The sequence below is a fragment of the Stenotrophomonas sp. 89682_Sma genome (genome assembly GCF_056481405.1).
Genome location: NZ_CM151147.1, coordinates 2,119,082 through 2,134,111 on the forward strand (window position 1 = coordinate 2,119,082; position 15,030 = coordinate 2,134,111).

At 66.4% G+C, this 15,030-nt stretch carries 12 protein-coding genes; all 12 read right to left on the bottom strand.

All coding sequences use genetic code 11. The features are described from left to right. Nucleotides 1-70: 70 nt before the first annotated feature. Nucleotides 71-880 (bottom strand): alpha/beta fold hydrolase, encoded by an 810-nt coding sequence (locus ACZK29_RS09850; RefSeq protein ID WP_111205273.1) that lies wholly within the window; start codon nt 878-880, stop codon nt 71-73. 246 nt (nt 881-1,126) lie between these two features. Then, nucleotides 1,127-2,200, bottom strand: a complete 1,074-nt coding sequence (locus ACZK29_RS09855) for a protein-glutamate methylesterase/protein-glutamine glutaminase (RefSeq protein WP_111205272.1) — start codon at nt 2,198-2,200, stop codon at nt 1,127-1,129. Further along, nucleotides 2,197-2,793 carry a chemoreceptor glutamine deamidase CheD gene (gene cheD, locus ACZK29_RS09860; RefSeq protein ID WP_111205271.1) on the bottom strand — a complete coding sequence of 199 codons (597 nt, stop codon included), beginning with the start codon at nt 2,791-2,793 and terminating at the stop codon, nt 2,197-2,199. The genes ACZK29_RS09855 and cheD overlap by 4 nt, the downstream gene beginning before the upstream one ends. Continuing rightward, nucleotides 2,790-3,659: a CheR family methyltransferase gene (locus tag ACZK29_RS09865; protein WP_019338555.1), complete on the bottom strand. Its 870-nt coding sequence runs from the start codon at nt 3,657-3,659 to the stop codon at nt 2,790-2,792. The genes cheD and ACZK29_RS09865 overlap by 4 nt, the downstream gene beginning before the upstream one ends. Nucleotides 3,660-3,696: 37 nt before the next feature. Next, nucleotides 3,697-5,967 (bottom strand): methyl-accepting chemotaxis protein, encoded by a 2,271-nt coding sequence (locus ACZK29_RS09870; RefSeq protein ID WP_111205270.1) that lies wholly within the window; start codon nt 5,965-5,967, stop codon nt 3,697-3,699. Nucleotides 5,968-6,299: 332 nt separating this feature from the next. After that, the gene (locus ACZK29_RS09875; RefSeq protein ID WP_111202687.1) at nt 6,300-7,160 is read right to left on the bottom strand and encodes an IS3 family transposase; all 861 of its coding nucleotides are present in this window, start codon (nt 7,158-7,160) and stop codon (nt 6,300-6,302) included. Continuing rightward, nucleotides 7,157-7,450, bottom strand: coding sequence for a transposase (locus ACZK29_RS09880; RefSeq protein WP_006388655.1), 294 nt, complete (start codon nt 7,448-7,450; stop codon nt 7,157-7,159). Before ACZK29_RS09880 ends, ACZK29_RS09875 begins: the two co-directional genes overlap by 4 nt. Nucleotides 7,451-7,948: 498 nt before the next feature. After that, the gene (locus tag ACZK29_RS09885; RefSeq protein WP_164147208.1) at nt 7,949-10,327 is read right to left on the bottom strand and encodes a methyl-accepting chemotaxis protein; all 2,379 of its coding nucleotides are present in this window, start codon (nt 10,325-10,327) and stop codon (nt 7,949-7,951) included. Nucleotides 10,328-10,428: 101 nt separating this feature from the next. Then, nucleotides 10,429-10,812 carry a hypothetical protein gene (locus tag ACZK29_RS09890; protein ID WP_005409515.1) on the bottom strand — a complete coding sequence of 128 codons (384 nt, stop codon included), beginning with the start codon at nt 10,810-10,812 and terminating at the stop codon, nt 10,429-10,431. 136 nt (nt 10,813-10,948) lie between these two features. Then, a complete protein-coding gene (locus tag ACZK29_RS09895) occupies nt 10,949-11,440 on the bottom strand; it encodes a chemotaxis protein CheW (RefSeq protein WP_111202992.1) in 492 nt (163 codons plus the stop codon). A gap of 172 nt (nt 11,441-11,612) precedes the next feature. Next, entirely contained in the window at nt 11,613-12,386 is a 774-nt protein-coding gene (locus ACZK29_RS09900; protein WP_111202990.1) for a flagellar brake protein, read from the bottom strand. A 158-nt stretch (nt 12,387-12,544) separates the two neighbouring features. Continuing rightward, entirely contained in the window at nt 12,545-14,794 is a 2,250-nt protein-coding gene (locus tag ACZK29_RS09905; protein ID WP_478446993.1) for a methyl-accepting chemotaxis protein, read from the bottom strand. Nucleotides 14,795-15,030: the final 236 nt, after the last annotated feature.

The following is a 15,030-nucleotide window of genomic DNA, read 5'->3' on the forward strand; positions in this document are numbered from 1 at the left end:
GGGTTTTTCTGTGGCGTGATGGCGGGTAGGGCCGAACCCATGCCCGGCTGCTGCTTGCCTTGCCTGCGCGTCAGCAGGACGGCGCCAGCGAGAGTGAGCGCTGCAGCCACGCATCGAGCTGGACGCTGACGAAGCCCGGATTCTCCAACGTGGAGATGTGGCCGGCCTCAGGTATCGATTGCAGGCGGCAGCCGATCCGCTCCGCCATCTGTCGTGCCTCGGTGAGGGGACGCGGCAGATCCAGCTCGCCGCTCAGGATCAGGGTTGTGCCTGGATCAAGCGCGTTGATGGCCGACAGCCGGTCCGGGCGGCCAAAGATCAGGCGACCCAGTGGCACGACTGCATCGAGCAGGCGCTGGCGGTGCCACGAGAGCAGCCGCTGCAGGAACTGCACCCGCATGGGATCGTCAGCAGCGATACCAGGGCGGAAGAACAGCGGCACGATCTGCTCGGCCATGGCTTCGGGGATGCAGCCCAGGTGTTCAATCATGTCGAGCATTCCGAAGTAGCGTTGACGGGATGCCTCGGGTTCCGCACCGAGGTACGTATCCATCAGGATCAGCGAGCGGATCTGGTCGGGACGCTGCAGTGCCAGTTCTGCAGCCCACATGCCGCCGACCGATAGTCCGGCCACTGCGTATTGCTGGATGCCCAGCGCATCCAGCAGGCGGCCCACTTCATGGGCGAGGCACGCCGGTGTGGTGAAGGCGGCTGACAGGGGCAGATCGTTGTCGTGGCCGGGCAGTTCCGGAATGATCAGGCGGTAGCGCCGCGACAACAGCTCGATCTGCGGCGCCCACATGTCGCGGCCCCAGAGATAGCTGCCGCCGAGGACAAGCGGAAAGCCGGTGCCGATATCGTGATGGGTGAGAAGATGCATGGGAAGGCTCCATGGAAGGGAGCCCCACGCTGCGGGGGGAGGGGACGCAGGTCCATTGTCGCGGATCGGCGAGGGGCCGTTCCTCGGTGCAACGGAGGTAGTTACGACACCGATGTGCGTAAGTCGCACTGTTGAAACGCCGCTGTCCGACGTTGCTGCAAGCACAAACGGGTTGAATGCGACATCTGGCCGGAGTGTATGCCCGGATGCGGAGCCGAGCGTGGGCCCGGCTCTACAGCCATTCCATCAGCCGCGTGCGAGCGCCAACAGTCGTTCGGCAATCCGTTCCAGCGGAACCTGTTCCTCGGCCGCCCCCAGCTTGAACGCGGCGCCAGGCATGCCCCAGACCACGCTGGTGGCTTCGTCCTGGACCAGCGTCGATGCGCCGGCCTGGCGCATCTCCAGCAGGCCGCGCGCGCCATCGTCACCCATGCCGGTGAGGATGGCGCCGATGGCGTTGCCGCCCGCGCTCTGCGCGACCGAACGGAACAGCACGTCGACCGCGGGCTTGTGACGGTTCACCGCCGGGCCATCGTCGACGCGGCAGCGCCAGCGCGCACCGTCGCGGATGATGCGCAGGTGCTTGCCGCCTGGAGGCAGGTAGGCATGGCCGGGCAGTACCGCTTCGCCATCGCTGGCCTCGCGCACGGCCATCGCCGAGTGCCGATCCAGTCGCTCGGCGAAGGCGCTGCTGAAGCTGGCGGGCAGGTGCTGGGTCATCACCACGGCGGGAGCATCGGCAGGCATGCCTTCCAGCACCACGCGCAGCGCTTCGGTACCGCCGGCCGAAGAGCCAATCGCGATCAGGCGGTCGGTGGTGCGGAACTGCGGTGCAGCCGGGCGCATTGCAGGAGCTGCTTCCAGCAGGAGCTTCGGAGCGGCCGCACGCACCAGCGGGCGCACCCGTGAGCGCGCCGCCATCTTGACCTTGGCGATGATCTCATCGGCGTAGCCCTGCAGGCCGCGCGCGACGTCCAGCTTGGGCTTGGAGACGAAGTCCACCGCGCCCAATGCCAGCGCCTGCAGCGTGGTGTCGGCGCCGCGTTCGGTCAGCGACGAGATCATCACCACGGGCAGCGGGTGCAGCCGCATCAGGTTTTCCAGGAAGGCCAGGCCGTCCATGCGTGGCATTTCCACGTCCAGCGTGATGACGTCCGGGGCCAGGCGCTTGATCTTCTCGCGCGCCAGCAGCGGGTCGGCGGCGGTGCCGACCACGTCGATGGTCGGGTCGCTGGACAGGATCTCGGTGAGCATCTGGCGCACGACGGCGGAGTCGTCGACGATCAGGACCCGGCAGGGGGCGTTGCCGGTCAGGGTCATTCGAACAACTCCACGCCGCCGGTGACCGGGGCCTTGGACAGGCGTGCACGTACCGCCGATTCGGTGGCGGCGACTTCGGCTTCGTGAGCGTGCGGCAGGCGCTGCACCACCACGCGGCCGGTATCGGCGAAGAACCAGATCTTGCGCGGATGGATGCCGCAGAGGTCCTCGGCGATGATCGGAATGTGCTCGGCCTGCAGGTACTGGCGCACGAACTCGGCGTTGCGGGTGCCGACCGGATTGCTGGTGAAGCCCTTCAGCACGTTGGCGCCGCCGAACACCTTGGCCTCGATGCGCTTGCGGTGCGCGCCGCGCTTGAGCATGTCGTTGATCAGCAGTTCCATCGCGTAGCTGCCGTAGCGCGCGGGCGCGCCGTCGCCGGCGTTGCCCTCAGGCAGCAGGAAGTGGTTCATGCCGCCGATCTTCAGCACTGGGTCACGCAGGCAGGCGGCCACGCAGGACCCGAGCGTGGTGGTCAGCGCCGTGGTGTCATCGACCACCAGGTACTGGGTGGGCAGCAGCTTGGCGGCAATGGTCTGGAAGCGCGCATCCTGGTAGCGCATCACATCGTCGGTACGCAGTGCGGCGTTCATGCGCCGGCCTTTGCCGCGCGGCGGTACAGGGTGCGCCCGCAGGGCTGGATCAGGTCGGCGGCGTGCAGGTAGTTCTCCGAGTGGCCGGTGTAGAGCAGCCCGTCGTCGGCCAGGTGCTGCACCAGGCGGCCGAGGATGGCGCGCTGGGTCGGCTTGTCGAAGTAGATCATCACATTGCGGCAGAACAACGCATCGAATGGACCGCCGACGTCGTAGCGCGGGGCGAGCAGATTCAACGGGCGGAACTCGATCAGCTCGCGCAGCGCCGGCAGTACGCGGCACTGCCCCTCGTTGGGGCCGCTGCCGCGCTGGAAGTAGCGCCGGCGCAGGTCGGGGTCGAGATTGGTGACGCGATCGATGTTGTAGACGCCACGGCCGGCGGTGGCCAGTACCTGGGTATCGACGTCGGTAGCGACGATGCGCACTGGCGGCTTCAGCGTGCCGAAGGCCTCGCAGGCGGTGATCGCCATCGAATAGGGTTCTTCACCGGTGGATGCCGCGCACGACCACAGCAGCAGCGGCGTGCGGCTGGAGCGCTGCTGCAGTTCTTCGCGCAGCTTGTCGAAGTGGTGCGGCTCGCGGAAGAACGAGGTCAGGTTGGTGGTGAGAGCGTTGGTGAACGCCTGCCACTCGTCGCCATCTTCCTGCTCCAGATGGTCCAGGTACTGCTGGAAGCTGCGCATGCCCAGCGTGCGCAGGCGGCGCGACAGGCGGCCATACACCATGTCGCGCTTTGCCGGCGCCAGGGCGATGCCCACGCGCTGGTAGATCAGGTCGCAGACGCGGCGGAAATCACGGTCGGCGAACTCGAATTCGCGCGGGCCGGTGACGATGGGAGTAGGACTTTGCACGGGGGACGTGTCCATCGGCGAGGGCGGTGGCCGAAGCCACCGCGGGTGGGTCTCAGAATTCCTGCCAGTCGCTGTCGCTGGCCACGAAGGTACTGGCGTTGCTGCTGCGGCGGACCGGCGCGGGCGCGCTGGTCGGCTGCGGATGGGCCACAGTGGTGATGCGCACCGGTTCCACGCGTTCCGCCGCAGCCTTCACTGCAGCGGAAACCTGGTTGTCGAGGCGGAAGATCGCCACGGCGTCGGCCAGGTGCGCGGCCTGTTCTTCCATCGCGCGTGCGGCGGCGGTAGCTTCTTCCACCAGCGCAGCGTTCTGCTGGGTGGTTTCGTCCATCTGCACCACGGTCTGGTTGACCTGCTCGATACCAGCGCTCTGTTCCTGCGAAGCGGCGGAGATCTCGGCCATGATGTCGGTCACACGCTGCACCGAGGCGACGATCTCGCCCATGGTGCTGCCGGCCTGGTGCACCAGGCTGGAGCCTTCGGCGACCTTGCCGACCGAGTCGTCGATCAGGCCCTTGATCTCCTTGGCGGCGGCGGCGGAGCGCTGGGCGAGGGTGCGCACTTCGCTGGCGACCACGGCAAAGCCACGGCCCTGTTCACCGGCACGCGCGGCTTCCACCGCAGCATTCAGCGCCAGGATGTTGGTCTGGAAGGCGATGCCGTCGATGACCGAGATGATCTCGGCGATCTTCTTCGACGAGGCTTCGATGGCCGACATGGTGGTGACCACCTGGCCGACCACGCTGCCGCCCTGCGAAGCGACACCCTGCGCGCCGATGGCGAGCTGGTTGGCCTGGCGGGCATGCTCGGCGTTCTGGCGCACGGTAGAGGTCAGTTCCTCCATCGAGGCGGCGGTCTCTTCCAGGTTGGCGGCCTGCTGCTCGGTACGGCGCGACAGGTCGCTGTTGCCGGAGGCGATTTCGCCCGCCGCCAGGGTGATGCTGGAAGCGCTGGCCTGGATCTGGCCAACGATCTGGGTCAGTTGCGTGACGGTGGTGTTGGCGTCGTCGCGCATCCGCGCGAACACGCCCTGGTAGTCGCCGTGCATGCGCGCGGTCAGGTCACCGTCGGCAATCGCCGACAGCAGCTTCGAGAGCTTGCCGAGATTGTCATCGCTGACCGCCATCATCGCGTTGAGGTTTTCCAGCATCAGGCGGAAATCGTGATCGAAGCGCTGCGCATCGCCACGACGGCTGAAGTCGCCGGCAGCGGCGGCACTGGCCAGTTGCTTGATTTCGGCGTTGATGCGGCCGAGGTTGGACTTGACGGTGTCGACGGTGGTGGTCATCGCCGCCTTTTCGCCGGGGTAGCGGGCGATGTCGCGGCTCAGGTCGCCGACGGCGTACTGCTGTACCACGTCCAGCACATCGTGCAGGGTCTGCACGTGGCTGCCGACCAGGGTATTGGTCTCCTGCACCATCAGCCCGTATTCGCCGGGGAAGGCGCTGGCGTCGATGCGGTAGCTCAGTTCGCCGGCATCGTGACGGCGAGCCATTTCGCGCTGGCCGCCGATCACCGCATGCAGCTGCTGCTGCATGCCGGACATGGCCTCCAGCAGGCGGCCGGGTTCGTCATGCGCCTGCGGACCGATGTGGCTGTCCAGCTTGCCATTGGCGATGCCTTCGGCGACGGCGGTGGCCTGCTTCAGCGGGCGCGCAATGCGGTTTCCGATGACCCAGCTCAGGGCCAGGACGATCATCACCAGCACGCCACCGGAGACCGCCATGATGGCGGTGAACACCAGCGCCTGCTGCTGCACGTCGTCCATGTAGACGCCGCTGCTGACCACCCAGTTCCAGGGCGCGAACAGGCCGGCGTAGGCGACCTTCTCGACCTCGCCCTTGCTGCCGGGCTTGGCCCAGCGATAGTTGACGAAGCCGCCGCCGGCCTTGGCCGCTTCGACCTGGTCGTAATAGATGCGCACGCCGTCGTCGGTACGGAAGTCCTTCATGTCCTTGCCGACCAGGTCCTTGCGGAACGGGTGCATCAGCAGGCGGTAGCCGGTGTCGTAGATGTTGAAGTAGTACGTATCGTTCTCGGCACGCATCGATTCCAGCGCCTGCAGCGCGGCGCCCTTGGCGGCGTCCTCGCTGAGCTCGCCGGTGCTGGCCAGGCGATGGTAGTGCTGCAGGATGCCGTAGCTGAGTTCGACCTGGGTCTTCAGCGCGGTCTTGCGGGTCTCGGTGAGGTCCAGGTACTGCATGCGGGCGGCGATCACCGAGAGCGCGATCACGCCGAGCGCGATGAGCAGCGTCAGCAGGTTGAGCTTGCGCCGGACGGAGAGATTGCTGAAGTAGTGTTGCCAGCGATGCAGGAGATTCATCGAGCAGGACCAGGTCGAAGCGGGCGGGCGGCGCCGAGCCGGTCAGCGGCGGGATACGCCGTGACAACCCCGTTATCGGCCGCGCGGGCGGGGGATTGAGGTGCGGTGTCCGAACGTATTCAGGTTTCCTTGCAGCGGCGGCTGCGGCGCTGCCTGCGGCAGGCTTTTGAAGCAACAGCAACAGCAGTTGGTCGGCGGTCGCGAGTTGCGAGGGGGGGCCGGGCCAGGGTGGGTTGGCGGGGGACGCCGTAAACCCGTCCCTGGGGGCTTGGCCGCGGCATCCATGCCGCGGACTGATCTGGCCCCCTGAAAACGGACGCCATGAAGCCGTTTCAGGCGGCAGCCCGGCGCTGCCGGGCGTAGTTGTTAGGCGAGCGGTAGCCCAGCGCCGAGTGTAGCCGGGCTGGATTGTAGAAGCCGTGGATGTAAGCAGCGATGGACTGGCTGGCTTGTTCCCTACTGGCGTAAGGCTCGGCAGCCTCTTCTGTCTTGAGCGTCGCAAAGAAGCTCTCGGCCACCGCGTTGTCCCAGCAATTGCCAGGCCGGCTCATGCTTTGGACCACGTCATGGGACTGCAGCAGCTGGCGAAACTGGTTCCCCCAGTACTGCCCACCACGATCTGAATGGAAGATCAGGCCGGGTCGTTGTGGATGCAGAGCCCAAGCATTGGCAAATGCTTTCGCCACCAGCTCTTCAGTCAGGCGCTTGGAAACGCTGTAGCCCAGCACCTGCCGGGTCTGGACGCTGATGACCACGGCCAGATGCAGCCATCCCTGGCGGGTGGGGACATACGTGATATCCCCAACCCACGCCGTCGGTCCGGTTCCGGGGGCAAATTGCCGATCCAGCAGGTTGGGGGCGAGCTGAGATGAGCCGCCGGAGGACTTGGGTCGGAATCGGCCTTTGGTCTTGCCCTGGATTCGCTCCTCGGCCATTAACCGTGCCACGCGCTTGTGGCCGACTGGGTGATTCCTGGCTCGTAAGGCCCTGACCAGCCGACGTCGCCCATAACTGCGCTTGCTGGTCACATGAATGGCCCGAAGCTCGGTACGGAGGGCCGAATCGACATCGCACGTTTGGGCACACTGCCGGCGCAGGTAATCATGGAATCCAGAGACAGAAACCCTAAGAACCCGACACAACAACCTGGTCGGGTAGTGAGTCCTTTGACTGGCGACGAAGGCGTACCTCACTTGGACTCTCTGGCAAAGAACGCCGCCGCTTTTTTTAGGATTTCCCGCTCCATCTTCAGATTGGCGTTCTCGGCCCGAAGGCGGCTGATCTCGCTTTCCAGGTCGGTGGCCGGCCTGCGAGCCTCAGAGGTCAACGACCGGCCAGCACGGACCGCGTCAAGCCAATTTGCCAGCGTCTTGACCGACATCTCCAGCTGACGGGCTGCTGCGGCAGGCCCGAGCGACTCGGCCAACTCCACGGCTTGGTGCTTGAACTCATCGGTGTAGCTACGACGGGTGATACGGGACATAAGGGACCTCCAGGTGCGATCAAAGTATCGCTTCTTGGCGTCCGCTGACGGGGGGCCAGATCAGACACCCCCGCCAACCCACCCTGGCCCGGCCCATTCGATATCCCGGCGTCGGACGGAAAGAGCGTTGGGTTTCCAAGTGGAAAGAGGGGTCAGATCCGTTTTCCGCAGGAAATCGGATCTGACCCCGGAAGTGACCTGGCTTTTGCTTTTTGCTCTTCTTTCTTCAATCCGGGGTGGACGCGCACGGAAATTTTCCGTGGCCGGGAGGGTGGGCTGCGCAGGGGCGTGAGCCGCATGGGTGCGGCGACCGAGCCTACAAGGACGTATTCACGGCGTCCCCTGCGCAGCCCACCCTCTCGGCCAACCCTCAGTAACCCAGCGCTTCGACCGACCACCCCGAGGGGCTTCGCCGTTGGCTGGATATCCAGATACCCCGTAAACGAAAACGCCCCGGCGCAGGGCCAGGGCGTCTTCGTGGATCAGGTCAGGCTGGAATCAGAACTCCTGCCAGTCTCCGTCGGCCAGTTCGGTAGCCATCGGGCGACCACCCGCGGTGCGGCGGGCGGGCGGGGCGGCCGGCGCCGGTGCTGCCGGTGCAGCAGCACGCGGGGCCGGGGCAGCGGCGCGCGGCGGGGCAACCACGGTCTCGGCTTCGTCGACCACGAAGATCGACACGGCTTCGCTGAGGTGGCCGGCCTGTTCTTCCATCGCACGGGCCGCAGCGGTGGCTTCTTCCACCAGCGCGGCGTTCTGCTGGGTGGTTTCGTCCATCTGCACCACGGTCTGGTTGACCTGCTCGATGCCGGCACTCTGTTCCTGCGAGGCAGCGGAGATCTCGGCCATGATGTCGGTCACGCGCTGCACCGAGGCGACGATCTCGCCCATGGTCGCGCCGGCCTTGTGTACCAGCGCCGAGCCGTCGTTGACCTTGCCGACCGAATCATCGATCAGGCCCTTGATCTCCTTGGCGGCGGCGGCCGAGCGCTGGGCCAGGGTGCGCACTTCGCTGGCGACCACGGCAAAGCCACGGCCCTGTTCACCGGCACGCGCGGCTTCCACCGCGGCATTCAGCGCCAGGATGTTGGTCTGGAAGGCGATGCCGTCGATGACCGAGATGATCTCGGCAATCTTCTTCGAGGAGGCTTCGATGGCCGACATGGTGGTGACCACCTGGCCGACGACGTCGCCGCCCTGCGAGGCGACACCGTGCGCGCCGATGGCGAGCTGGTTGGCCTGACGGGCGTGCTCGGCGTTCTGGCGCACGGTGGAGGTCAGTTCCTCCATCGAAGCAGCGGTCTCTTCCAGGTTTGCAGCCTGCTGCTCGGTACGGCGCGACAGGTCGCTGTTGCCCGAGGCGATTTCGCCGGCGGCCGAGCTGATTGCGCGGCTGGACTGCTTGATGCGGGTGACGATCTCGCTCAGCTGCGCGGCGGTGGCGTTGGCGTCGTCGCGCATGCGGGCGAACACGCCCTGGTAATCGCCGTGCATGCGCACGGTCAGGTCCCCCTGCGACAGCGCGGCAAGCAGGCCGGAGATCTGCTCGATGCTGCCGGCATTGGCGTCGAGCAGACCGTTGATCTGCTGCGCCAGCTGCAGGAAGAAACCTTCCTTGTCGCTGGCATCGATGCGGCCGGACAGGTCGCCGGCAGCCGCCTGGGCGATGACGCGTGCTACTTCGGCTTCGACCAGCGCTTCCTGGGTGCGGTCGCGCCATTCCACCACGTAGCCGACGGTGTCACCACCTTCATTGCGGATGGTCGATACCACCTGCGCGAACTGGGCATCGCCGTACTGCATCGGGCGACGGGCGACGCCGTGGGCCTTCAGGTTGCCCAGCAGGGTCTGGTCCATCTCGCCGCGGTGTTCCAGCACGGTGACCGGCTTGCCGATCAGCGAGGCCTGGGCGTCGAAGTCCGGCAGGTCGCGGCGCACTTCGTCCTGGTACTGGCTCAGGGTCTGCTGCAGGGCGCGGTTGCTGTAGACGATGGTGTTGCTGGTATCGGTCAGGTAGACACCGGTGGAGCTGTAGTCCAGCGCAGTGCGGATGCGCAGATTCTCGCGGGCAACGGCCTGGTCGGTTTCGATGCGCTCGCGCAGGTCGCTCTGCATGCGCTGCATGGCCTGCATCAGCTCGCCCACTTCGTCCTGGCGGCTGACGTCGATGTGGCCATCGAGCTTGCCGCCGGCGACGTCGTTGGCGACCGAAACGGCGCCACGCACGCTGCCGACCAGGGCGCGGGCGAACAGCCAGACCAGCACCAGGCCGAGTGCGGCGCCGCCCAGCAGGGCGATCACGGTCAGCACGGCCGAGGCGGAATAGGTGGACGCGGCCTCTTCGCGCGAGGCGCGGGCGAGGCGGTTGTCTTCGGCGATCAGCGCTTCCAGCGCCGAAGCCGCCTTGCGGTGCTTGGTGCGGGTCTCGCCCACGAAGGTATCGATGGCATCGTCCGGCAGGTCCAGTTCCAGCATCTCGGTGACGCTGTCATAGGAGGCCAGGGCGTCCTTCCATTCCTTGGCGAAGGTATCGAACAGCTTCTTCTGCTGCGCGTTGTCGACCAGCTTCGGGTAGTCCTTGATCGACGTGTCCATGCTGGTGCGCAGGTCGACGGCCTGCTTGCGTGCGTCGGACTTGACGTCATCGCTGGCGCGGATCAGCTGCTGGTAGGCGGCATTGCGGTACTCGCCCAGCATGCCGCGCATCTCGCCGGCCATGCGGATGCTTTCCATGCGCGAGCCGGCCAACTCGGTGGTGACGTTGTTCAGCGAATGCAGTCCGCGATAGGCGACGATGCCCTGCAGCAGCATCACCAGCAGGAGGACACCGAAGGTCAACAGCAGCTTCGGCATCAGTTTCAGGTTGTTGATCCACGGCATGGGCGTTGCGATCTCCTAAGGCAGACGCGTCCGGGCATCGGGCCCGGTTGCAGCAGAAACCACGCCGGCACGAGCTCCGGCGTGGTTCGACGGACAGCGGATTACTTGATGTTGGCCAGCTTCAGGCCCGCCGGCGAGCTGACTTCGATTTCCGCGCGCGAGGCGTCGCGCTGGATCTTGCCGATCACGCACACGGTCTTGCCTTCCAGGGTTTCCAGCGGGAAGGAGAACTTGCCGCGGTTCTCGCCGGCGATGCGGGCCGAGAAGGTGTGGCGCGGGAAGGCACCGCCCATGTACAGGAAGGTCGGCTGGCCTTCGGAACCTTCTGCGTAGCGGGCCTTTTCGACCTTGCCACAGACCATGCCGTCCTTGCCGACCGAACGCGGGGCCAGTTCCGGCGGGATCATGTCGGCCGCCTGGGCGAACGCGGAGGAAGCGGTGGTGGCCAGGACAGCGGCCGAGACGAACGCAAGCAGGGACTTCATCGAGGTGTATCTCCGGGGATGGTGATGGTCGTTCCGGTTCCGCGCGCTCCTGCGCGACCGGCTTCTGTCCCCCTATCGGCACTGCCGGGGGGAACTGAAGGGTTTTGTGACCAGAACGTGAAGCAGGTCCGCTGGGTCAGGCGGCAGCGTCTTCAGCGAGGGGGGTCTGGCCCATGTCGGCGCTGTCGAGCAGGGTCTCGATGTCCAGCAGGATCAGCATGCGGTCGTCGTGGGTGCCGATGCCGGAGATGAAGCGGGTATCGACCGCAGCGCCGAACTCCGGGGTCGGGCGGATCTGCTCGGCCGACAGCGGGATCACGTCCGACACGCTGTCGACCACGATGCCGACCACGCGGTCTTCGACGTTGAGCACGATCATCACGGTGAAGGCGTCGTAGCGGGCGTTGTCCAGGCGCAGCTTCAGGCGCAGGTCGATGACCGGCACGATGGTGCCGCGCAGGTTGATCACGCCCTTGATGTAGTCCGGGGCATCCGGCACGCGGGTGACCGCATCGTAGCCACGGATTTCCTGCACCTTGAGGATGTCCACGCCGTAGTGCTCGGCGCCGAGGGTGAAGCTGAGGAATTCGCCACCGGCGCTGGCGGCGGAGCTGGTCTTGTCGTTCATCGAGGGGTCCTGGTTCTGCCGGAAGTCCCGGTGTCAGGCTCGATATCGGCCCCGCCGGGGGGGACTTTAGGTGCCGGGCAGTGGATGGGGTCAGATCCCTTTTCAGGGAAAAGGGATCTGACCCCGGCATGCGTTCCAGGGTTGCCGGCCAACGGCCGGCACTACCACGTGACTACAGCTCGCCGTTGCGGCGGGCCTTGCGCTGGCGGTCGATGCGGAAGATGTAGCGCTGGATGGCGCTGTCGCCACCGCGCGGCAGGCTGTCAAAGCGCATGCCCACGCGCTTGACCTCGATGCCGTTGGGCTGTCGCTGTGGCAGCAGGTTGCAGACCACCAGTTCGATGTCCAGGTCCGGGCCATCGGGCAGCGACAGCTGCGCCGGGTAGCGCTTCTGCAGGCCGAACACGGCGCAGTCGTTGGGTACCACTACGGCCAGGCCACCACCGCTGATGTCCACCACCCGCATCGACAGCGCTTCGGCGCGGGCTTCGCCGGGGGGCAGCCGCAGCTGTGGCGAGTCGGTGACCGGGGTCTCCAGCCGGTACAGCTCGCGGCGTTGCAGGTGCACCAGTTCGTCCGGCAACGGGGCGCGGAAGGCGACGTGGCCATCGTTGTCCACGCGCTGCAGCGCGTGCAGTCGGAACCGCACGAGGACACGTTCAAGCTGGGCGAAGCAGAGCAGATGGTCGGCCTGCTCGGCAGCACGGTTCGATGCTTCCTGCGGGCTGCCGTCGAGCAGCAGGTAGTCTTCGTCTTCGTCGAGATCAAGTAGGGCGGTCGGGAACGAACGATCCCGGCCGTCGATATGCGCATTGATCAGTGATCGCTGGTCGATCAGCGAGCGCAGCAGCTGCCGCAGCTGGCGGGGGTTGCGGACCAGGAAGCGTTCGTCCGCGGCGTCGGCCGCGTGGACATCGTGCAGTTCAGTGTCGTGGCCGTCGGACATGGAATCTGTGATCAGGGGCGGGCGCCAGCACGCGTTGGCGCGAGGCTCGATGGGGATATCGGCCTCTGCATTGGATTATGAAGTGAGATTTGCATCACTTTCCATGCGTGTGGGGTCAGAGCCCTTTCCTGTGGGAAAGGGATCCGACCCCAGTGTCCTCAGAACTCCTGCCAATCACCCTCGGCAGCCAGCGCCGGCTGGGCGGCCGATGCGCGCAACGGTCGTGCCGGTGCTGCCTTGGTGGCGGGCAGGGCAGCCGCGACCTGGCGTGGCTGCGGCGCGTTCGCCAGCCGTGCCGGTGCAGCGGCGACGCCCTGCGATGCCAGCCGGAAGCGCGCTACGGCTTCGCCCAGCTGCACGGCCTGGTCTTCCATCGCACGTGCGGCAGCAGTGGCTTCCTCCACCAGCGCGGCGTTCTGCTGGGTGGTTTCGTCCATCTGCACCACGGTCTGGTTGACCTGCTCGATGCCGGCACTCTGTTCCTGCGAGGCAGCGGAGATCTCGGCCATGATGTCGGTCACGCGCTGCACCGAGGCGACGATCTCGCCCATGGTGCTGCCGGCCTGATGGACCAGGCTGGAGCCTTCGGCGACCTTGCCGACCGAATCATCGATCAGGCCCTTGATCTCCTTGGCGGCGGCGGCCGAGCGCTGGGCCAGGGTGCGCACTTCGCTGGCGACCACGGCGAAGCCACGGCCCTGTTCACCGGCACGCGCGGCTTCCACCGCGGCATTCAGCGCCAGGATGTTGGTCTGGAAGGCGATGCCGTCGATGACCGAGATGATCTCGGCAATCTTCTTCGACGAGGCTTCGATGGCCGACATGGTGGTGACCACCTGGCCGACGACCTCGCCGCCCTGCGAAGCGACACCGTGCGCGCCGATGGCGAGCTGGTTGGCCTGGCGGGCGTGCTCGGCGTTCTGGCGCACGGTGGAGGTCAGTTCCTCCATCGAGGCGGCGGTCTCTTCCAGGTTGGCGGCCTGCTGCTCGGTACGGCGCGACAGGTCGCTGTTGCCGGACGCGATCTCGCCAGCGGCGAGGGTGATGCTGGAGGCACTGGCCTGGATCTGGCCGACGATCTGGGTCAGCTGTGCGACGGTGGTGTTGGCGTCGTCACGCATGCGCGCGAACACACCGTTGAACTGGCCGTCCATGCGTGCGGTCAGGTCGCCGGCGGCGATCGACTGCAGCAGCTGCGAGAGCTGGCCGAGGTTGCCGTCGGCCACCTGCATCATGCTGTTGAGCTGCTCGATCATCACGCGGAAATCGTGATCGAAACGCTGCGCATCACCGCGCTGGCTGAAGTCGCCGGCGGCGGCGGCCGAGGCCAGCTGCTGGATCTGCGTGTTGATGGCCAGCAGGCTGGCCTTGGCCGCGTCCATCGACTCGTGCAGGATCGCGCGGCTGCCGGGCAGGCGGCGGGCGTCCGGGGCGAGGTTGCCGATGGCGTACTGGTTGAGCACTTCAATGGCATCGACGATCGCATCGAGGTGTTCGAAGATCACCGTGTTGATGCCGTTGGCCAGCTGGCCGTAGACGCCCGGGAAGTCTTCGGGAATGCGGTGGCTGATGTCCGGGCCGGCATGCATCTGCGCCATCAGCTGGGTCTGCTCGCTGAAGCGGCGCAGCATCGCGGTCATGTCGGCGGTGGCGGCCAGCATCTTGCCGGCTTCGTCCTTGCTGGTGGCCTGGGTGCTGACGCTGAGATCACCGCGCGCGGCGGCCTGGATGGCATGCACGGCCTTGCCGAGTGGGCCGGTCACTGCACGCGAGATGACGACGGCCAGCACGGCTGCGACCAGCGACAGCAGCACCATGCAGCCGACGATGGCAATCATGCTGGTGCGGTGGGTGGCATTGGCATCGGCGATCTTGCCGTCCATCAGGCCGGCGATGTGGGTGCCGAGGGTCTTCATCGCGGCGAACAGGTCGCGGCGTGCCGGGCGCGACTGCTCGTCGGAGATCTGCTGTGCGAGGGCGCCGTCACCAGCGGCCACGGCAGCGCGCATCGCCTTGTTGGCGGCAAAGTAGCGTTCCAGCTGCACGTTCGCCGCGCGATACAGTTCACGTTCCTTGGCCAGCGCCGGCAGTGCCGAGTATGCGGCCAGCTCGTCATGCACGGCCTTGGCCGTGTCGTCCATGCGCTTGTTGTAATCGGTCACCTTGTCCGGCTGGTCGAGCATGCTCAGCAGGGCCAGTTCATAGGTGCGGAACTCGCCCAGCTGCGAGCGCGCCTCGCCCAGGTGCTGCACCGACGGGATGTCGTTGCCAGCCATCTCGCGCAGCTGCGCGTTGGCTTCGCTCAGACGCACCAGTGCGAAGGCGCCGAGGACCAGGGTCATCAAGGTGGTGAGGGTGAACCCCACGGCCAGCTTGCGGGCGATGGGCAGATCTTGGAACCACTTCATGCAGGGTGCTCCAGGTGGGCAGAGTGCCGGCGTCTGTGCGCCGGTTTGGGGGTGGTTGCAGAGCGAACGGGAGTGCCCGGTGGGGGTTCGGTGACGGCCGTCATTGCGGAATAGCGGCGCAACTTGCGCGGACTTTATGGACGCAGATCACATTCGGATGCGTAGGGATAAGGGCGCGAAAGTGGCTTCGTGGCGGGGCGTTTGCTTCGGCGACGTGGTTACGTGCGAAACCATCG

Excerpts from the sequence above, each read along its gene's own strand:
- ACZK29_RS09850 (WP_111205273.1), bottom strand. The coding sequence starts at position 880 with ATGCATCTTCTCACCCATCACGATATCGGCACCGGCTTTCCGCTTGTC.
- ACZK29_RS09855 (WP_111205272.1), bottom strand. The coding sequence starts at position 2,200 with ATGACCCTGACCGGCAACGCCCCCTGCCGGGTCCTGATCGTCGACGAC.
- cheD (WP_111205271.1), bottom strand. The coding sequence starts at position 2,793 with ATGAACGCCGCACTGCGTACCGACGATGTGATGCGCTACCAGGATGCG.
- ACZK29_RS09865 (WP_019338555.1), bottom strand. The coding sequence starts at position 3,659 with ATGGACACGTCCCCCGTGCAAAGTCCTACTCCCATCGTCACCGGCCCG.
- ACZK29_RS09870 (WP_111205270.1), bottom strand. The coding sequence starts at position 5,967 with ATGAATCTCCTGCATCGCTGGCAACACTACTTCAGCAATCTCTCCGTC.
- ACZK29_RS09880 (WP_006388655.1), bottom strand. The coding sequence starts at position 7,450 with ATGTCCCGTATCACCCGTCGTAGCTACACCGATGAGTTCAAGCACCAA.
- ACZK29_RS09885 (WP_164147208.1), bottom strand. The coding sequence starts at position 10,327 with ATGCCGTGGATCAACAACCTGAAACTGATGCCGAAGCTGCTGTTGACC.
- ACZK29_RS09890 (WP_005409515.1), bottom strand. The coding sequence starts at position 10,812 with ATGAAGTCCCTGCTTGCGTTCGTCTCGGCCGCTGTCCTGGCCACCACC.
- ACZK29_RS09895 (WP_111202992.1), bottom strand. The coding sequence starts at position 11,440 with ATGAACGACAAGACCAGCTCCGCCGCCAGCGCCGGTGGCGAATTCCTC.
- ACZK29_RS09900 (WP_111202990.1), bottom strand. The coding sequence starts at position 12,386 with ATGTCCGACGGCCACGACACTGAACTGCACGATGTCCACGCGGCCGAC.
- ACZK29_RS09905 (WP_478446993.1), bottom strand. The coding sequence starts at position 14,794 with ATGAAGTGGTTCCAAGATCTGCCCATCGCCCGCAAGCTGGCCGTGGGG.